This is a genomic window from Pseudoclavibacter soli DSM 23366 (genome assembly GCF_000423505.1).
GTDB lineage: Bacteria > Actinomycetota > Actinomycetes > Actinomycetales > Microbacteriaceae > Pseudoclavibacter_A > Pseudoclavibacter_A soli.
In genome coordinates, this window is sequence record NZ_AUIC01000004.1 from 1 (window position 1) to 18,614 (window position 18,614).

15 protein-coding genes, 2 tRNA genes and 1 pseudogene are annotated in these 18,614 nt (G+C 64.0%); 2 read left to right on the forward strand and 16 right to left on the reverse strand.

The features are described 5' to 3' along the window. The 4 genes and pseudogenes from G557_RS0102965 to G557_RS13885 form a co-directional block, all read right to left on the reverse strand. A pseudogene (locus tag G557_RS0102965) lies at positions 1-354 on the reverse strand (transposase); the annotation flags it as partial. A 13-nt stretch (positions 355-367) separates the two neighbouring features. Continuing rightward, positions 368-2,221, reverse strand: a complete 1,854-nt coding sequence (locus G557_RS14365; RefSeq protein ID WP_051224367.1) for a glycine betaine ABC transporter substrate-binding protein — start codon at positions 2,219-2,221, stop codon at positions 368-370. Beyond that, complete coding sequence (locus G557_RS11315) at positions 2,218-3,522, reverse strand: quaternary amine ABC transporter ATP-binding protein (RefSeq protein WP_036960975.1); 1,305 nt, start codon at positions 3,520-3,522, stop codon at positions 2,218-2,220. The genes G557_RS14365 and G557_RS11315 overlap by 4 nt, the downstream gene beginning before the upstream one ends. Before the next feature lie 479 nt (positions 3,523-4,001). Continuing rightward, positions 4,002-4,595, reverse strand: coding sequence for a TetR/AcrR family transcriptional regulator (locus G557_RS13885; RefSeq protein WP_169337738.1), 594 nt, complete (start codon positions 4,593-4,595; stop codon positions 4,002-4,004). A 136-nt stretch (positions 4,596-4,731) separates the two neighbouring features. Here G557_RS13885 and def point away from each other — a divergent pair, with 136 nt between their 5' ends. Next, the gene (def, locus tag G557_RS0102985) at positions 4,732-5,298 is read left to right on the forward strand and encodes a peptide deformylase (protein WP_028244895.1); all 567 of its coding nucleotides are present in this window, start codon (positions 4,732-4,734) and stop codon (positions 5,296-5,298) included. Positions 5,299-5,321: 23 nt separating this feature from the next. Here the strand turns inward: def and G557_RS0102990 are convergent. Beyond that, positions 5,322-5,404 (reverse strand) — tRNA-Met (locus G557_RS0102990). Positions 5,405-5,519: 115 nt separating this feature from the next. Between G557_RS0102990 and G557_RS0102995 the strand changes: the two genes are divergently transcribed. After that, positions 5,520-5,592, forward strand: a tRNA-Asn gene (locus G557_RS0102995). 181 nt (positions 5,593-5,773) lie between these two features. Here G557_RS0102995 and thiE read toward each other — a convergent pair. The 11 genes from thiE to leuA all read right to left on the reverse strand — a co-directional run bounded on the left by thiE (position 5,774) and on the right by leuA (position 18,540). Further along, positions 5,774-6,424, reverse strand: coding sequence for a thiamine phosphate synthase (gene thiE / locus G557_RS0103000; protein ID WP_036960978.1), 651 nt, complete (start codon positions 6,422-6,424; stop codon positions 5,774-5,776). Next, positions 6,421-7,230: a hydroxyethylthiazole kinase gene (thiM, locus tag G557_RS0103005; protein WP_028244897.1), complete on the reverse strand. Its 810-nt coding sequence runs from the start codon at positions 7,228-7,230 to the stop codon at positions 6,421-6,423. The genes thiE and thiM overlap by 4 nt, the downstream gene beginning before the upstream one ends. Positions 7,231-7,233: 3 nt before the next feature. Further along, on the reverse strand, positions 7,234-8,148 hold the full coding sequence (locus G557_RS0103010) for a D-isomer specific 2-hydroxyacid dehydrogenase family protein (protein WP_036960980.1): 915 nt from the start codon (positions 8,146-8,148) through the stop codon (positions 7,234-7,236). A gap of 24 nt (positions 8,149-8,172) precedes the next feature. Beyond that, positions 8,173-10,053: a DNA primase gene (gene dnaG / locus G557_RS0103015; RefSeq protein WP_028244899.1), complete on the reverse strand. Its 1,881-nt coding sequence runs from the start codon at positions 10,051-10,053 to the stop codon at positions 8,173-8,175. Positions 10,054-10,081: 28 nt separating this feature from the next. Continuing rightward, positions 10,082-11,383 (reverse strand): deoxyguanosinetriphosphate triphosphohydrolase, encoded by a 1,302-nt coding sequence (locus tag G557_RS0103020; protein ID WP_028244900.1) that lies wholly within the window; start codon positions 11,381-11,383, stop codon positions 10,082-10,084. 6 nt (positions 11,384-11,389) lie between these two features. Next, positions 11,390-12,592 (reverse strand): tRNA dihydrouridine synthase DusB, encoded by a 1,203-nt coding sequence (gene dusB / locus G557_RS0103025; RefSeq protein ID WP_028244901.1) that lies wholly within the window; start codon positions 12,590-12,592, stop codon positions 11,390-11,392. Continuing rightward, a complete protein-coding gene (locus tag G557_RS0103030) occupies positions 12,550-13,647 on the reverse strand; it encodes a CPBP family intramembrane glutamic endopeptidase (protein WP_028244902.1) in 1,098 nt (365 codons plus the stop codon). Before G557_RS0103030 ends, dusB begins: the two co-directional genes overlap by 43 nt. A gap of 65 nt (positions 13,648-13,712) precedes the next feature. Then, a complete protein-coding gene (locus G557_RS0103035) occupies positions 13,713-15,098 on the reverse strand; it encodes a glycine--tRNA ligase (RefSeq protein WP_028244903.1) in 1,386 nt (461 codons plus the stop codon). Between the two features lie 51 nt (positions 15,099-15,149). Next, a complete protein-coding gene (locus G557_RS11325; RefSeq protein WP_051224372.1) occupies positions 15,150-15,989 on the reverse strand; it encodes an isoprenyl transferase in 840 nt (279 codons plus the stop codon). A 27-nt stretch (positions 15,990-16,016) separates the two neighbouring features. After that, the gene (gene recO / locus G557_RS0103045) at positions 16,017-16,748 is read right to left on the reverse strand and encodes a DNA repair protein RecO (RefSeq protein ID WP_028244904.1); all 732 of its coding nucleotides are present in this window, start codon (positions 16,746-16,748) and stop codon (positions 16,017-16,019) included. A 7-nt stretch (positions 16,749-16,755) separates the two neighbouring features. Next, positions 16,756-18,540, reverse strand: coding sequence for a 2-isopropylmalate synthase (leuA, locus tag G557_RS0103050; RefSeq protein ID WP_028244905.1), 1,785 nt, complete (start codon positions 18,538-18,540; stop codon positions 16,756-16,758). Positions 18,541-18,614 lie beyond the last annotated feature (74 nt).

Genomic DNA, 18,614 nt, shown 5'->3' on the forward strand with positions numbered 1-18,614 from the left:
CCGCGAAACCCTCAGCCCTCATCTGGTCGATGAAACCCATGATCAACGGTTGCGGGGGTCGAGTTCCCCCACGAAGAAAGACGTCGCAGCCTTGAGGATCGCGACGTCCTCCCGCAGACGCCGGTTCTCAGCCTTCAACGCCTTGATCTCGGCGGCCTCGTCACTAGTGACCCCTTCACGGGCACCAGCATCGATCTCGGCCTGCACGACCCACCGGCGCAGCGACTCACGTCCCACGCCTTCCTGACGGGCGACCGCCGCTATCGCGGCCGCCCGAGACGGGTACTCACTCGCGTGCTCCAGCACCAGACGCACCGCCCGGTCCTTCAACACCTGATCAGTTCTCTTCGGCATGGAAACCATCCTCTCAACTCAAAAGAGAACGGCACAAAACCCCAGGCGCTTCACTCCACGCACTCACAGCGGTGCTGTAATCTTCTCCATCTACCCCACTGTTGAACATCGCATTCTCAAGGGAGGCTAGGGTCGCGGCATCCATGTGGAAGCGTTTGAGCCAGGCGACCAAGTCGGGCTCGTCTGAGTCAAGCCCCTGCCTCGCGAAGCTGTGCACGTTCTCGGTGCTGCCGAGTGCACCCTTCGGGTCGGTGAGGTCGCGGATGGGGAATGCGTCGTACGCCCAGTGCGGCCGCCACAGGGTCACGACAACGTTTCGCCCCGCATCCGTCGCGCTCTTGAGCTCAGCGAGCATGGCAGCGGTCGACGACGCCGAGTACTGCAGGTTCTGCAGCCCATAGTCGGGAATGACCGCATCTGTCGTGATGCGGGTGAGCCCAGCGCCAGGCTCGATGCCGATCAACCGGCTGTCGAAGTCGTCGGCGTGGACCGCCAACTCACTCAGCGATGTGATCGGAGCATCGTCGTTGACCGCAATGGTGAGCTTCGCCTCGTCGTACCACGATCCCAGATCGAGCATGCGGTCGCCATACTGCGCAATGTAGTCGGCGTGCGTCTCGGGCAGCCAAGTGTCGAGCACCAAATCGTAGCTGCCAGAGCTGACCCCGACATAGGCAGCCGCGGCATCGACCGAGGTCAGCTCGACTGTGTACCCGCGTTTCTGCAGCTCCTGTTTCCAGAGCCATGAGGCGGCGACGCCTTCATCCCAGCCGCTCATCACCGCAATGCGCAGCCGACGTTTCTCGGTAGAGAAGACGTCAAGGCCGCCATTGAGGGCACCAGCTGCGGCGAGCACCGCGACTCCCCCGCCGGCAATCAGCAGATTGCGACGGGTGTGGTTGACGGGTGCATTTGCCGACTTTTCGCGACGTGCCTGCGTCTCGGCGCCGCCACTCGCCGCAACGGCTGCCGCGTTTTCGGCCACGTCGACCGGTTTTTCCTCGGCCTCTTCGGTGTGGTGGCTGGGCCCTGCGGCAGCACGGGCGTTGAGTGCTGACGTGACGCGATCCAGGTAGATGGCGAGGATTACCACAGACAGCCCAGCCTCGAAGCCCAGAGAGACGTCTACACGGCTCAGGCTCTGCACCACGGGTGCGCCCAACCCTGCCGCACCGACCATTGCGGCGATCACCACCATCGAAAGGCTCAGCATGATGACCTGGTTGATGCCGGCCATGATCGAGGGCAGCGCCAGGGGCAGCTGAATCTGACGCAGGATGCGCCAGCCAGACGCGCCGAACGACTCGCCGGCCTCGACCAGCTCGTTGTCGATCCCCCTAATGCCGAGCTCGGTGAGCCGCACTCCCGGGGCCAACGCGAAGATGATGGCCGCGAAGATGCCGGGCACCACACCGACCGAGAACAGAATGATCGCCGGAATCAGATAGACGAATGCCGGCATGGTCTGCATGAAGTCGAGAATTGGACGAATGATCTTCGACGCTGTGTCCGATTTTGCGGCAAGGATGCCCAGCGGCACGGCGATGACCACCGCAATGAGACTGGCGACGATTACGAGCGCCAAGGTGTCCATGGCGTTCTCCCACTGGTTCAGTGTGTAAATCAGCGAGAGACCGAATACCGCGAACACGGCGAGGCGCCAGCTGGCGACCCACCAGGCAAGTGCCGTGAGCACGGCGATCACGACCCAGAACGGAGGGCTCACGAACAGCCACGACAGTCCGTTGTACAGGCCACCAAATACCAGGGCGATGGCACTGAACAGCCAGCCGAAGGTCTGGGTGACCCAGTCGATGAATGCGGAGACCCAGTCTCCCAGTGGAATACGGAACAGTGGGGTGCTCATTTGCCGACCTCCTTGTCTTCAGCGTCGATCACTTCTTGCAGGGCGACCTGGGCTTCTTCGGTCAGGGTGTCGCTCTCAGCCAGTGCCTTCGCCTCGGGCGAGATCACGTCAAGCGCCTGAGTGTGCAGCGGAACGCTCGACAGCGACGCCAGCAGAGTGACACGCGGAATGCCCCCAACTAAACGCCCATGATCGTCGACGACACCGAGCGGCAGTTTTGAGATGACGGATGGCTGCACCAAATCGGCGAGCACCTCGTCGGGGCGCACCGTGATCGACGGCTGCAGAATCGAGGTGAGGTCGCTCGACCCCTCTTTGATGAGCCGCGTGACGTCGCGATCTGAGACCACGCCGAGGTAGCGGCGCCCACGATCGATGACGAACACGAAGGGAATCTGCTGATCTCGCATCAGGCGCAGCGCGGTGCGCGGGCCGGCGTTGACCTGGATCTGGCCGATGATCGGCTCCATCACGCTCGATGCGGTGAGCACTCGCGCCCGGTCGACGTCTTGGACGAACTGGGCGACATAGTCGTTGGCCGGGTCGGTCAGAATGTCTTCGGGCGTGCCCAGCTGCACGATGCGGCCATCACGCATCACGGCAACTCGATCGCCCAGAAACATCGCCTCGTTGAGATCATGGGTGATGAACACGATGGTTTTGTGCAGCTCAGACTGCAGGTCAATCAGCTGCTCCTGCATCTCGCGACGAATCAGCGGGTCAAGGGCAGAGAATGCTTCGTCCATCAGCAGGATGTCGGTGTCGGCTGCCAGTGCACGGGCCAGTCCAACCCGCTGCTGCATGCCTCCAGAGAGCTGTGCTGGATAGCGGTCGACCCAGCCGTCGAGCCCAACGGTGTGCAAGACCTCGCGTGCACGTGCATGTCGCTCCTCGGGCTCTACGCCCTGCACCTCAAGGCCATAGGCAGCGTTCTCGAGAACTGTACGATTGGGCAGTAGGCCAAAGTGCTGAAACACCATCGAGATGCGTTTGGAGCGCACTTCGCGCAGCCCCTTGGGCGAAAGCGCGCCGATGTCGTCACCAAACAGGCGAACAGTGCCCGCAGTCGGGGTGCTGAGCCCGTTGAGCATGCGGATCAGCGAGGATTTCCCCGAGCCGGAGAGCCCCATCACCACGAAGAACTCACCGGCTTCGACACTGAATGAGGCATCGATCACCGCGGCGGTGCCGAGCCCCGACAAGTCGCTGCGCTGGGTGCCAGCCTTGAGCCGGGAGACGACCTCTTGGGGTCGCCGGCCGAATACTTTGTAGAGGTGTTCAACCTCGATCACGGGTGCCATAGCATCCTCTCGCGGCGCGCTCGCCCACCTGCATGAGTACCGAGTCAATGCGCGCGGAGGCCGCAGTGCATCGACGGGAGCGGGTGTCGCCGAGTTGCGAACGGGTTGAGAAAGCGATCCTCCCGGGTCAAGCCTGATCCGTCACGGCGGCGACCTTCGGACGGCACGAGCGGTCTGCACTCGTTCGCCTCACAACCATACGAATAACCGCAGACGCTCTGAGCATCGACACGATCACGCGCGTTCTGGTGTGTGTCCGGCCAGTATAGTCCTGTTGCAAAATGTGCCAAACGATAGCTGGCCCAAACCGTGCGGCGTGCATGAGCACACGCCAGCAGAAGCAGCGGGTTTGAGAGAACCTGCGGAGAAAAAGAATCGGTGACGTAGAATCGCACTCCCCCTAAGCATGGGATTCTGCAGTCACCGACGGGTCGATCATAACAGACAAGAGCACTAAGTGTGCACTTGTTGTGAAAAACTCAGATCTGTGCTCCGGCGTCAATGGCCGCCAGACGAGCCGACCATTCAGCATCCTGCTGGGTCAATGGTCGCGAACCTGGCAGCAGCACCGCCGGCAGCAACACCCCGAGCAGCACATCGCAGACGCGACCGACATCGGGCATTTCGCGCAGCTCACCGCGGGTAAGCGCCCTCTCGAAGACCGCTTGCACCCGTGCGCGACGCGGAGCCACGAACCCGGCACCCCAGGTACTCAATGCCTCTCCGCCGTCGGAAACCTGCTGCATGAGGTATGGGAAGACTTTGCGGAATAGCGGGTCATTGAGCATAGCGACTTCGGCCTGCTGCAGCGCGGTCAGATCACCAAGCATCGAGCCGGTGTCAACCTGTTCTGGCTCGCTGAACCGCCCGGTGAGCACCTGACTGATGACCTCGTCGAGGCTGCTCCAGTGTCGATAGAACGTGGTGCGGGTAATGCCGGCACGGTCTACGAGAGCTACCACGCTCAAGTTGCCGGCGCCTACGGTGAGAATGAGCTCTTCGAGTGCGCGATGCACGTCTTCAATAACCGCCTGACGACGACGACGGATAGGAGCACCAGCAGGTCTGTTCACGGGGGAATCACCGCATCCTTCTGAATCTCTGTGCTGCACGGGGGGGTAGCAGCACTGAAGGTAAAATCGTACTCGACATTGCGCCGCTGCGCGAATGCGCAAGACGGCGGTTCGTCTCGCGGAATACCATGGGTGCATGAGCATTCTTCCCATTGTCATCACCGGCGAGCCCGTGCTGCATCGCATCGCCGCACCGGTCACCGAATTCAACGACGAGCTGCGCGTACTGGTTGCCGACATGTTCGAGACCATGGATGCCGCCCCCGGCGTCGGTCTCGCGGCCCCGCAGGTGGGGCGCGACCTGCGGCTGTTCGTCTACGGCTGGACCGATGAGCAGGGTGTCGAGCACCGCGGAGTGGCGGCCAACCCAACGCTGTGGATCGCATCGTTGCCCATCGCCGACCTCGACGATGACGAAGACGCCGAGGGGTGCCTGTCAGCGCCGGGGCTGCGCTTCCCCACTCGTCGCTCGCAGCGTGCTGTGCTGCAGGCGCAAGACCAGCACGGCACGGCATACGAGGTGCGCGCCGAGGGGTGGCTGGCCCGCATCTTTCAGCATGAGTATGACCATCTTGATGGCGTACTCTATGTTGATCGTCTCGAAGACCCACATGCCTACGCGGCGCACAAGATCATCAAGAAGCGCAAGTGGGGCAAGCCCGGCCTGGCGTGGACGCCCGGCGTAGATGACATCGACGCCTGATTCTATGGCAGACGCATTGGCAGACGCGGTGGCAGGATTCGAACCTGCGTTGGTATCGCACAGCGGGCTATGAGACCGCTTCCTTCGTCCACTTGGATACACCGCGTGACGTGGTGCGAGCCTACTCGGCACCATCTTCGCGCGACACGCAGATGTCGCCGTGTGTCTCGATATGACGAATGCGTCAGAGTTTGCTAAGATGAAGAGGTTGCAATACGCAATCCCCTGTAGCTCAATTGGCAGAGCATTCGACTGTTAATCGAAGGGTTGTTGGTTCGAGTCCAACCGGGGGAGCTGAGGCCCTCGCCGGTTGAATCATCCTGGCGGGGGTTTTCTTTACGCCTCTTTCATCACACAAGGCACCGCACACCGGAGCGCGCAATTTGGGGCTATAGACCGTAATTTGCGCGTCGTTTTTGCTCGCATATCGCCGCTTTGGGTGCGTCATCGACGCAGAAAACACAGCGCGGGCGGTTCAGGCGCCCCAGGCCTCGCGTAACTGTGCAGACGCCTGCTGTGGGTCGCTTGCGGCGCAGACCGCCGACACCACCGCAGCGCCCGCCAGACCACCGACGCGCAGCCCCGGCAGATCGTTGTGGTGCACTCCCCCGATGGCCACTGCGGGCAGTGACGTGGCACGGGCAAGCTGCGCCACGCCGTCAACGCCAAGTGCCGCGGGGGCATCCTGCTTGGTCGAGGTATCGTGCACCACGCCGATGCCAACATAGTCGACGCGTGCGGGTGACTGCTCGGCAGCAGCGATCTCGGCGATGGTGGATGCGCTGAGCCCGATCACGGCATCGTCACCCACCAGCGCGCGCACTGCGGCCACCGGCAGATCGGTTTGCCCCACGTGCACGCCGTGCACTCTGACACCGGACGCCCGTGCGGCCAGATACACGTCTACCCGATCGTTGACCAGCAGCGTCACTTCGGGCGGCAGCACCTGCGCGATGTCGGTGACCTGACGCAGAAACGGGCCACCATCAGTGTGCTTGGCGCGCACCTGTACAGTGGTGACTCCCCCGGCTACCGCTGCACTCACCACATCGACCACGCTGCGGCCAGCGCTGCGGCAGATCTGCTCATCGGTGACCAAGTACACCGACAAGTCGAGGTGGGTCATGACAGCTGAGCCTTGCGGATGAGTCGCGCGGGGGTCAACGTGCTGAGAGCGTCAAGGAAAGCCGGCTGGAAGGTGCCGGGGTGGGCCGTGACTGCTGCAGCATCCTGCGCGGCGGCCTCATAGGCGGCACTGGCGGCGACCGTGGCAGTGAGCGCGTCATCGACGACCCCAAGATAGGCGGCCATCACTGCGCCCAGGGCGCAGCCACCTCCGGTGATGCGGGTCAGCAGCGGGTGCCCGTTGGCCACGCGCACAATCGACTCGTGGTGCACGATGTGGTCGACCGCGCCCGAGACTGCAACGACGGCACCGGTGCGATCGCTCAGGCGGCGGGCCGCATCGAGCGCCGCGTCGACGCTGTCGTGGGCGTCTACTCCACGGCCAGCGCTGCCCTGGCCAGCCAAGGCCAGAATCTCTGAGGCGTTGCCACGAATCACCGTGGGCGAAAACTCGAGCAGCTGCGCCGCGAGCTCGGTGCGTACTGGCAGGGCTCCGACTGCCACGGGGTCGAGCACCCACGGAGTGTGTATCGTGTGCGCTGAGGCAGCCGCTTCGAGCATGGCCTCGCGCTGCTCGGCATGCGGGGTGCCGAGGTTGATCAGCAGGCCGTCGGCGATGCCCGCGAACACACCGGCCTCAACCGGGATGTCGACCATGGCGATAGTGGCCCCATGCGCCAGCAGCACGTTTGCCGTGAAGTTGGTGACGACGTCGTTGGTGATCGCCTGCACCAACGGGGTATGTGCCCGAACCGCTCCAAGTGCCGCGCCCAGCGCTTCAGCTGACACCTGCTGATCAGCAGTCATGGGTCAGTACCCGGCCTCGATGTCGACCACACCTTCGTATTCGCCTTCACCCTCGAATGCACGAACGTTGTTGGCGATGCGGCGAGAGAGCGGGCGCTCGGCCATCGCCCAAGTGTTGGCGGTGTGGGGGGTGATGAGAATGTTGCCCGCGCTCCACAGCGGGTGGTCTTCGGGCAGAGGCTCGGGGTCGGTGACATCGAGCCCGGCACCAGCGATCTGGCCGTCTCGCAGGGCGGCGACCAGGGCATCCGTATCGATGTGCGGGCCCCGAGCGATGTTGATCACCACAGCGTCATCGGGCAGCGCAGCGAACTCCCCGGCGCCCAGCAGCGACTTGGTGTCGGCGGTCAGCGCAGCGGCAAGAATCACCACGTCGAAGGCCTGCAGCTGTGCTTTAAAACCCGCAACGTCGACGGTCTGGTCGGCGCCGACCACAGGCTCGGCCGCACGGCGGCGCACCACGGTGATATGCGTGTCGAACGGCTGCAGCAGCCGCACGATCTCACGGCCGATGCCACCGGCGCCCACAACTGCCACACGCAGACCGAACAGCGATCGACCAGCCTGCTTCTGCCACTGCTGCGCGCGTGCGAAGTGTGGAAACTCACGCAGCACGGCGAGCGTGAGGGCCAGAGCGTGTTCAGCGACCGGCTGGTCATAGGCGCCTTTGGCCGAGGTGAAGCGAATCTGCGGGTAGCGGGCGAACAGCGGAATGAACGCGTCGACACCGGCAAAGGGCAGCTGCACCCATGTGACGGCAGGATGCTCGGCGAGCACCGCGTCGAGGGCATCGGCGCCCTTGGGGTCGAGCCAGACTACGGCAGTGGTGTCCTCGCTCAGCGGTTCGGCAGTCACTCCGCCCTCGGCGACGGCTTTCACGAACGGCGTTTTGGGCTCAGGCAGCACGGCAATCGACATGGGGACTCCTTCGTCTCGGTTGCGTCAGGCGATCGAGTCTTGCAGCGCCCGTCGCTCGGTCTCAAGTTCCACAAGCATACGCTGCACGTTGCGAACCTGTTCGGGCGGCGCGCTGGCGGATTCGCGCGACAGTCGCCCGAGCAGCTCACGGGCGCGCTGGGTGACTCGATCAATGACGTATCGGGTGAGCAGGTCGCGTGCATATGCCGCAGCCTCCGCTCCCGTGCCCACCGGCAGGTCGGTCATGGCCAGCTCCCCCGCCAGCGGACGCAGGTGGGCAGGCAGCTGCTCGATGACCCGTTCGATGCGATTGGTATCGCCGGCGTAGTCGGCGTCAGAGAACAGTGCGGTGAGCACTTCGCGCAGACGATGCTCGTTCACCGGCAGCTGCTGCACCCGTTCGCGCAAGGCAGGTTCGCACAGATCGGGTGACTGCAGCAGCACCTCAGCCAGTTGAATCTCGCGCAGCGCCTGAGCCGATCCGCGGGCGAGGTCGCGCACATGCACCTCCGGCTGGGCTGCGGGGGCTTGATCTTCGGCCGGTGGCTGCAGCTCGTGTGCGCGTTCTGGCTGCTGGGATGCCCGGCTACCGACCGCCCGAACCGCGCGCATGGCCTCGTCGGGGTCGACACCCACTAACCCGGCCAACACGCGCGCGTAGCCCGGCCGCAGCGAACGGTTGCGCATCTGGGCGACCATCGGCGCGGCTTGGTGCAGCGCCTGCACGCGGCCCTCGACCGTGTTGAGGTCGAACCGTGCGATCACCTGACGCATCGCGAACTCGAACAGCGGCACCTTCGCATCGATCATGCTGCGCACCGCCTGATCGCCGCGTTTCATGCGCAGATCAGAGGGGTCGAGGCCGTCGGGTGCCAGTGCCACGTAGGTCTGCGCCACGAAGCGCTGTTCGTCGGCGAAGGCGCGCAGGGCTGCCTTTTGGCCAGCCTCGTCTGGGTCGAAGGTGAAGATCACCTCTGCCGGCTTTGAGGCATCGTCAGAAAGGATGCGGCGGATCACCTCGATGTGTCCGGCACCAAATGCTGTGCCACACGTGGCCACTGCGGTATCGAGCCCGGCCAGGTGACAGGCCATCACATCGGTGTAGCCCTCGACGATGACCACCTGCCGCTTCTTGGCGATCGCACGCTTGGCCAGATCGAGCCCATAGAGCACTTTGGCCTTGTGATACACCGGGGTCTCGGGCGTGTTGAGGTATTTGGGCCCCTGATCGTCGTCGAAGAGTCGTCGAGCGCCAAACCCTATGGTACGCGAGGTGACATCGACGATCGGCCAGATCAGTCGGCCGCGAAACCTGTCGTAGACCCCGCGCTGGCCCTGCGAGAGCAGCCCCGCCTCGATCAGCTCTTGGTCGGAGAAGCCTTGCTGCCGCAGATGATCGTGCAGTCCGCTCCACCCTTTAGGCGCATACCCGATGCTGAAGTGCGCAGCGGCCTCACGGTCGAAGTCTCGCCGGGTGAGCTCTGCACGGGCGATTTCTGCGTCTGGGGTGTTCAGCTGTGCGGCGAACCACGCCTGTGCGGCCTCATTGGCCTGCAGAATACGCACACGCTGCCCCTGCGCGCGGCGATCGGGCCCACCGTCTTCGTAGTGCAGGGTGTAGCCGATGCGCGCGGCCATCTGTTCCACGGCTTCGCTGAAGCTCACATGATCCATCTTCTGCAAGAAGGTGAAGACATCTCCGCCCTCGCCACAGCCGAAGCAGTGGTAGTACCCGAGCTGCGGCCGCACGTGAAACGACGGGCTGCGTTCGTCGTGAAAAGGGCACAACCCCTTCAGCGAGCCGATGCCAGCTGACTTCAGCGTGACATGCTGGCCGATGATGTCGGCGATGTTGGTTCGCTGACGCACCTCGTCGATGTCTGTGCGAGAGATGCGGCCGGCCATGCAGCCATTCTAGTGAGCGCTCGAGTGCTTACCGCCCGAGCAGACGTTCGTGCCAGCGTTCGGCAGACAGATCGGTGAGCGCCGCCACTTGATCCACCACGACCCGCCGCCTCGCAGCGTCGTCGCCGGCCGCCTGCCACAGCTGCGCAAACAGGGGCTCGAGATGCGTGCCGCCGGTGGCCCACAGGTGATCGAGCAGTTCGCTGAGCATCTCGCGCTGCCGTTCGTAGACCGGTTGAAACTCGCCCGCAGACATGATGAACGTGCCCACAATGCCCTTGAGCACGGTGATTTCAGCCAGTGTCTCGCGCGGCACAATAACGTCAGCGTGATAGCGGATGAGCGAACCAGTGGGATGCGCAGCTCGCGTTGCGCGGGTGATCGACTTGGCGAATCTGCCGATCAGCTCTGAAGTGAGATCTTTGAGCCTGGCCACATTGCCGCGGGTCTCTTGCCAGGTCTGCAGCCAGAGCGGCAGCTGGCGCAGCCGCTCAATTGCCGCATCGAGATCGTCGGCGCTCAGATGCGTGCCGGTCCAGACTTCGATGCCTTTGATCACCGCAGCCCGCTGCATCGGATCATTGATCAGCGCCGGGTCGACATAGCGCTCGACGATGCCGTCTTCGAAGTCGTGCACCGAGTACGCGATGTCATCGGAGATGTCCATCAGCTGCGCCTCGATGCAGCGTTTGCCTGCAGGGGCTCCGCTGCGCACCCAGTCGAACGCGGGCAGGTCGTCATGGTAAACGCCGTATTTGAGCGGCGCACCGGTGGCATCGGCCCGACGCACACCCTCCTCGTACGTCCATGGGTACTTTGCCGTCGCATCCAACAATGCTCGGGTGAGGTTCAGCCCGTAGCTGACCCCGTCGACAATGCGCTTGGTCTCGAGTCGCGTGAGCAGCCGAAACGTCTGCGCATTGCCCTCGAACCCGCCGATGTGCACCGCCCACTCTGCCAAGGCGAGTTCGCCGTTGTGGCCGAAGGGAGGATGCCCGAAGTCGTGCGCGAGCCCGGCCGCCTCGACGAGATTGGGATTGAGCCCCAAGGCCTTCGCGAGCTCTCGTGCGACTTGTGCCACCTCGAGCGAGTGGGTCAGTCGGTTGCGCACGAAGTCGAGACCTGCCGTCGGCGAGAACACACCAGTTTTGGCCGAGAGACGACGCAGTGACGACGAGTGGATGATGCGGCCTCGATCACGCTCGAAGTCGCCGCGCCGGTTGGTGTGTACCTCAGGCCAGAGCCGGTCGCGGTCGAACGACGAGTATTTGAAGCGTTTGACCCGGCCGGTGCTCGAACTGTGCGGCTGGTGCGCTACGTCTTGAACCATCGCTGGTCAGCCTCCACTCACGCTGAGCTCGGCCTCGCGCAGCAGCTCGGCCTGACGCTCGTTCAGATGATCACTGTCGAGCCACCCGTCGGGAAGGTGCGGCTGCTTGGGGGTGCCAGCGCGACCGCGCGGCCCCTCGACATCGGCACCCGGGTACCCCACGGTCGGGTCGAGCTGGCCCACCAGGTCTTCGAGTTCGGCGAAGCTCTCGACCAGTGCCATGCGGTGTCGCAGCTCGCCGCCGACCGGATAGCCCTTGAAATACCACGCGACGTGTTTGCGAATATCGCGGCAGGCGTGCTGCTCGTCGTCGAAGAACTCGCCGAGCAGGCGGGCGTGCCGCACGAGGGCATCCCCCACTTCGCGCAGGCTCGGCTGCGCGGGCTGATAGTCGACGGATGGCCGGCTCGGGTCTGCGGCATAGGCTTCGAAGGCCTGTTGCAGGTCGTGGAACAGCCAAGGCCGACCCAAGCAGCCCCGACCGACGACCACGCCGTCGACGCCGGTCTCGCGCACCATGCGAATGGCGTCTTCAGCCGACCAGATGTCGCCGTTGCCGAGTACGGGAATGTCGAGCAGCTGCTCGCGCAGTCGTGCGATCGCTGACCAGTCGGCCTGCCCCGAGTAGTGCTGAGCGGCAGTGCGCCCATGCAGTGCGACGGCTGAGACGCCTGCGTCGCGCGCGGTTTTGCCAGCCCACTCGTAGGTGAGGTGGTCATCGTCGATGCCTTTGCGCATCTTGATGGTGACGGGCAGGTCTTCGGCACAGGCGACCGCAGTGCGCACGATCGAGGTGAACAGGTCTTTCTTCCAGGGCAGCGCAGAGCCGCCGCCCTTGCGGGTGACCTTGGGCACCGGGCAGCCGAAATTCAGATCGATGTGGTCGGCCAGATTTTCGGCGACGATCATGCGCACAGCTTCGCCGACCGTTTTGGGGTCGACGCCGTAGAGCTGCACCGACCTCGGCGACTCGTCGGGGTCGAAGGTGATCAGGCGCATGGTCTCGGCATTGCGCTCGACCAGGGCTCGAGTGGTGATCATCTCGCAGACGTAGAGCCCACCGCCGTATTCACGGGCGAGGTGGCGAAATGCCCGGTTGGTGATGCCAGCCATGGGCGCGAGCACCACTGGTGAGGCAGCCTCGATCGAACCGATCCTGAGCGGGGTCAACGATATCCTCCTGCGGTGATGACAGACGGCTGCCAGTATGCCACGGGTGCGAACTGCACGAGATCAGGCTGCGCGCGCAGCACGGTGATGCGTCGACGGCGAGCCATGGGCAGCACCCAGAGCAGATAGCCGCCGCAGATGAGCACCTCGGAGCCCAAGGTGACAAGTGCACCGAGCACCTCGGCCTGCGCCTGGCTGAGGCCGCTGCCGGCGGTCACCCCGAAACCAGCGCCTTGCAGCAGAAATGCGACCACATTATTGACCACATGCAGCGAGGTGGATGCTTCAATACCGCCGGTGCGCACGGTCAGCACCACGGTGGTCACTGCGAAGATCGCGATGGCGACCTGCCCTGAGAACCCGTACCCATGCGAGATCACGAACAGTATGACGCCCGGAATGGCGGCCAGCCAGGTGATCGGAATCCATGCGGAGAACGACTGCAGCAGCAAACCTCGGAAGACGACCTCTTCGGCGAAGCTCTGCACCGGCACCAGCACGATGACAAGCAGTGCGATGACGGCGAAATCAGACCAGTCGAAGGTGCTGCTCGGCCCGATCCACTGGGCGGGGTGGGCCAGTGCGCCAAACCCCTCACTGCTCACCAGCATGACCAGCATGCTGAGCAGTTGCACACCAACCACCAACACTGCGGCAGGCCCCAAAGTGACCGCCAGCCAGCGCCAGCGCAGACGGTATTCGACAGAGAGCAGATGTGTCCAGGGTCGCAGGCCGACGCTGAGGCATCCCAACATTGCAGCGGGCAGAAAGACGATTACCGAGCCCAGCAACAACAGCAGCATGACCGGGCTAGTGGAAACGGCCTCCATCAGCACCTCTTGTGACTGATCGAAGACGGAGAGATCGACATCGCTGCCGCCAAAGGCCAGCACGATGCCCATCACGATGCCGAGCACAATGGCGAAGGCGAAGAGATAGACCCCGGTGAGCAGCATTGCCAGCAGCGGTCGCCACCACCGATAGCCGCGAAGCCCGCGCTGCAGTCGAGCGAAAGGCAGTGGGGGCTGCGGAATGCGAACGAATTGCGGTGCCGGCTGCACAGGCGGCAACGGTGTGCGAATGCGCGGGGGCATCGGCCCCCACGCAGACGGCTGTTCAGACTGCCACCCCGGCTGTGCGGAAGGTGGCGGCCAAGACATCAGGCGCCGATCAGCCGCTGCGCCAGGTAGCCTTCGATCTCGGCGAGCGGCACGCGCTGCTGCGTCATGCTGTCGCGCTCACGAACGGTCACGGCGTGATCGTCGAGGGTGTCGAAGTCGACGGTGACGGCAAACGGGGTGCCGATCTCGTCTTGGCGGCGGTAGCGGCGGCCGATGGCGCCAGCGTCGTCGAACTGCACTGCCCAGTGGCGGCGCAGCGTGGCCGCCAGCTCTTGCGCGGCGGGGCTGAGCTTTTCGTTGCGCGACAGCGGCAGCACAGCCACCTTGACCGGAGCCAGCCGCGGGTCGAGGTGCAGCACAGTGCGCTTGTCGGTGCCGCCCTTGGCGTTGGGCACCTCTTCTTCGGCGTACGAGTCGACCAAGAACGCCATAAGAGAGCGCGTCAGACCGAACGACGGCTCAATGACGTAGGGCGTGTAGCGCTCGCCCGAGGCCTGATCGAAGTAGCTGAGGTCGGTGCCTGAGGCTTTGGAGTGGTTCTGCAGGTCGAAGTCGGTGCGGTTGGCGATGCCCATGAGCTCGCCCCACTCGCCCCCCTGGAACCCGAAGCGGTATTCGATATCGATGGTGCCCGCAGAGTAGTGGGCGCGATCAGCCTCAGGCACGTCGAAGCGACGCAGGTTTGCCGGGTCGATGCCGAGGCCGGTGAACCAGTTCCAGGAGTCTTCGACCCACTGGGTGAAGAAACGATCGGCATCTTCGGGCTTGGTGAAGAACTCGATCTCCATCTGCTCGAACTCGCGGGTGCGGAAGATGAAGTTACCCGGGGTGATCTCGTTGCGGAACGCCTTGCCGACCTGTCCGATGCCGAAAGGGGGCTTGCGGCGTGCGGTGGTGACCACCTGATTGAAGTTGACGAAGATGCCCTGTGCGGTCTCGGGGCGCAGGTAGGCGAGCCCCTCTTCGTTGTCGACGGCACCGAGGTAGGTCTTCATGAGGCCGGAGAACTGCTGCGGTTCGGTCCAGGAGCCGGGCTGGCCGGTCTCGGGGTCGTTGACGTCGGCCAGGCCGTTGACCGGCGGATGCCCGTGCTTGGCCTCGTAGGCCTCAATCAGGTGGTCGGCGCGATAGCGCTTGTGGGTGTGCAGTGACTCGACGAGCGGGTCGGTGAAGGTCTCGACGTGCCCCGATGCTTGCCATACCTTGGTCGGCAGAATGATCGACGAGTCGAGGCCGACCATGTCAGCGCGGCCGCGCACGAAGTCATTCCACCACTGCCGCTTGATGTTCTCTTTGAGCTCGACGCCCAGTGGCCCATAGTCCCAGGCGGAACGGGTGCCACCGTAGATCTCTCCAGACGGGAAGACGAACCCGCGGCGTTTGGCCAGCGAGATGACGGCATCGAGACGGGAAGACTGAGACAAGACACACTCCTGATGGTCTGCGCACCCGGCTGGCGCGCACTGTGCACCAGTTTAGCGGTCAGATGCGCCCGGCGCGGCACTCTCGCGAGGCGAGCCGGCCAGCGTGCGTGGAGCATCCACCGCACCACCGAACCGCCGATCGCGATGCGCATACTCGAGCACGGCATCCCAGAGGTCGGCGCGGCGGAAGTCTGGCCAGAGTGTGTTCTGAAACACCAGCTCGGCGTAGGCCGACTGCCAGAGCAGAAAATTCGAGATGCGCTGCTCGCCCGAGGGGCGCAGAAAAAGGTCGACGTCGGGCACTGGCCAAGTCGACAGATGCGTGGCGATGGTGTGCTCGGTGATGCCCCGGGGCTTGATGCGACCGGCCTGAGCATCGGCCGCGATGGCGCGTACGGCGTCGACGATCTCGGCCCGGCCGCCGTAGTTCACACACATGGTGAGATCCATCACAGTGTTGTGGCGGGTCAGGTCTTCGGCGATCTCGAGATCTTTGATCACGCTGCGCCAGAGCTTGGGGCGTCGGCCCGCCCAGCGCACCCGAACGCCCCAGGCGTGCAACTGGTCGCGCCGACGGTGCAGCACGTCGCGGTTGAAGCCCATAAGAAAGCGCACCTCTTCGGGCGAGCGCTTCCAGTTCTCGGTGGAGAAGGCGTACACGCTCAGATGCTTGATGCCGATCTGAATGGCACCAGCCACCACGTCGAGCAAAGACTGTTCGCCGGCACGATGCCCCTCGGTGCGGGTGAGCCCGCGCTGGTTGGCCCATCGTCCGTTGCCGTCCATCACGATGGCAACGTGTTTGGGCACGAACTTGGCATCGATTGCCGGGGGCTGCCCGCCGGCATAGTCGATGGGCAGCAGAGGAGCTGGGGTTTCGCGTGTGGCCACCTCTCGATTGTACGTGGCCGCGCGGTCTCAGCGCTCGAGGTGGCGCAGCGACCGCACCCTGCGCTCCAAGTGATACTGCGTGTAGCCAGAGACGATCTCGTGGGCGTTGTCTCGAGCGGCGATGCTGGCTTCGTCGTCTCCTTCGACGAGGTTCCAAGTGGCTGAGAGCAGGCCTGCGAGCACTTCGAGGGTACGGTGATCGACTGGCATGCTGCCAGCCGGCGCATAGGCCTCAGCCACCATACCGCCGGCAGACGCCGAGAACAGGTGATGGGGGCCCGGCTCACCTGACCGCGCGCAGGCCCCGAGCGACGGAGCCCACCCGGCCTGTGCGAGTGCGCGCAGCAGATAGGCATCGGCAACGGCCAGCGGTGGATGCTCGCGGCGAGCCAGCGAGCGAAGCGCCCCAAGAGTGAGCTGGTAGAGCCCAGGGTTCGGGGTTTCGGCGCTCAGCCGTTCAGCGGCCTCGAGAATGACTGTTCCTGCGGTGTAGCGGGTGTAGTCGTCGGCGATTGCGGCGCCGAGCATCGCAACGCTCTCTGCCTGGGTGACGGTGTCGAGTGTGCGTCCTTCGAAGCACTGAATCTGCACGACGCTGAAGGGTTCGAGCCTGGCGCCGAAGCGTGAGAGTGTGCGACGCACACCCTTGGCCACAGCAGCCACTCGCCCACGACGTCGGGTCAGCATCGTGATGATGCGATCGGCCTCACCCAGGTCATGGGTGCGCAGCACGACCGCATCATCACGATAGAGCGGCATCTTGGGGTCAGGCCACCGGCACGGCGACGGGCTCTGACGCTGCCTCGATCGTCTCGGTGGGCTGTTCACGCACGGCGCGGTTGACCGCAGAGATGACGGCCTTCAGCGAGGCGGTTGAGATGTCGGCATCAATGCCCACGCCCCAGAGGCGCTGGCCGTTGACGCTCGCCTCGACGTAGGCGGCCGCCACTGCATCGCGGCCGGAGGTCAGGGCGTGTTCGACGTAGTCTTCGACCTGTACATCGACGCCGGCCTCGCGCAGCGAGTTGACGAAGGCGTCAATCGGGCCGTTGCCGGTCGCCTTGACCTGACGCTGATCGTCATCGGTGCGCACCTTGGCGTCGATGCGCACTTCACCGTCGAGATCGCTGCTGGTGTTCAGCGACAGCAGCTCGTAGCGGCCCCACTTGTTGCCAGCTTCGTCTGCGGGCAGATATTCGTCGCTGAATGCGCTCCAAATCTGCTCGCTGGTGACCTCGCCGCCCTCGTCGTCGGTCTTGTGCTGAATGACCTGCGAGAACTCGATCTGCAGACGCTTCGGCAACTCCAGCTTGTGATCGGCCTTCAGCAGGTAAGCAACGCCGCCCTTGCCCGACTGCGAGTTGACGCGAATGATCGCCTCGTAGTCGCGACCGATGTCTTTGGGATCGATCGGCAGATACGGCACAGCCCACGGGATGTCGTTGAATTGTTTGCCTGCGGCCTCGGCATCGGAGGCCATGCGCTCCATGCCCTTCTTGATCGCATCCTGGTGCGAGCCAGAGAACGCGGTGAACACCAGGTCGCCGCCGTAAGGTGCGCGCTCGTGTACCTTCAGCTGGTTGCAGTGCTCGACTACGCTGCGCACGTGCGGAATATCGCTGAAGTCGAGCTGCGGGTCGACACCCTGCGTGAACAGGTTCAGCGCCAAGGTGACCAGATCGACGTTGCCGGTGCGCTCACCGTTGCCGAACAGGCAGCCCTCGATGCGGTCTGCGCCGGCCAGGTAGCCCAGCTCGGCAGCTGCCACGCCCGTGCCGCGATCGTTGTGCGGATGCAGCGAGATGATCACCGAGTCGCGACGATCGATGTGGCGGCCCATCCATTCAATGGAGTCGGCGTAGACGTTGGGGCTCGTCATCTCGACAGTCGAAGGCAGGTTCAGGATGATTGGGCGCTCCGGCGTCGGATCGATCACCTCGATGACGCGGTTGCTGATCTCTGCGGCGAAGTCGAGTTCGGTGCCGGTGTACGACTCAGGCGAATACTCGTAGGTGATCTCGGTGTCGGGGATGACCGACTCCAGGCTCTTGCACAGCTTGGCAGCCTCAACAGCGATCTCGACGACGCCGGCGCGATCCTTGTTGAACACCACATCACGCTGCAAGATCGAGGTCGAGTTGTAGAAGTGCACGACAGCTTGCTTTGCGCCCTCCAGCGCCTCGTAGGTGCGACGAACCAAGTGTTCGCGAGCCTGCGTCAGCACCTGGATGGTGACGTCATCAGGAATGGCGTTGTCTTCGATCAACGAGCGCACGAAGTCGAAGTCGGTCTGGCTGGCTGATGGAAAGCCCACCTCGATCTCTTTGAATCCCAGTGACACCAGCAGGTCGAACAGAATGCGCTTGCGCTCGGGATCCATCGGATCGATCAACGACTGGTTGCCGTCACGCAGATCGACCGCGCACCAGCGAGGTGCGGTTTCAAAGTGTTTGTCGGGCCATGTGCGATCGGGCAGATCGACGGTGAACTGCTTGTGGTACGGGGTGTACTTGTGCACCGGCATTGAACTGGGCTGTTGACGGTTCTGCATGATTTTTGCTTCTCTCTTCTCTCGGTCTGATTGACCAACGCCTGAAGACCATGACGAAACTCCGCGGCGAGGAA

What these genes read in the sequence shown, in the direction of transcription:
- def (WP_028244895.1), top strand. Translation starts at nt 4,732, where the DNA reads ATGAGCATTCTTCCCATTGTCATCACCGGCGAGCCCGTGCTGCATCGC.
- leuA (WP_028244905.1), bottom strand. Translation starts at nt 18,540, where the DNA reads ATGCAGAACCGTCAACAGCCCAGTTCAATGCCGGTGCACAAGTACACC.
- G557_RS0103030 (WP_028244902.1), bottom strand. Translation starts at nt 13,647, where the DNA reads ATGCCCCCGCGCATTCGCACACCGTTGCCGCCTGTGCAGCCGGCACCG.
- G557_RS14365 (WP_051224367.1), bottom strand. Translation starts at nt 2,221, where the DNA reads ATGAGCACCCCACTGTTCCGTATTCCACTGGGAGACTGGGTCTCCGCA.
- thiE (WP_036960978.1), bottom strand. Translation starts at nt 6,424, where the DNA reads ATGACCCACCTCGACTTGTCGGTGTACTTGGTCACCGATGAGCAGATC.
- dnaG (WP_028244899.1), bottom strand. Translation starts at nt 10,053, where the DNA reads ATGGCCGGCCGCATCTCTCGCACAGACATCGACGAGGTGCGTCAGCGA.
- recO (WP_028244904.1), bottom strand. Translation starts at nt 16,748, where the DNA reads ATGCCGCTCTATCGTGATGATGCGGTCGTGCTGCGCACCCATGACCTG.
- thiM (WP_028244897.1), bottom strand. Translation starts at nt 7,230, where the DNA reads ATGACTGCTGATCAGCAGGTGTCAGCTGAAGCGCTGGGCGCGGCACTT.
- G557_RS0103020 (WP_028244900.1), bottom strand. Translation starts at nt 11,383, where the DNA reads ATGGTTCAAGACGTAGCGCACCAGCCGCACAGTTCGAGCACCGGCCGG.
- G557_RS0103010 (WP_036960980.1), bottom strand. Translation starts at nt 8,148, where the DNA reads ATGTCGATTGCCGTGCTGCCTGAGCCCAAAACGCCGTTCGTGAAAGCC.
- G557_RS11315 (WP_036960975.1), bottom strand. Translation starts at nt 3,522, where the DNA reads ATGGCACCCGTGATCGAGGTTGAACACCTCTACAAAGTATTCGGCCGG.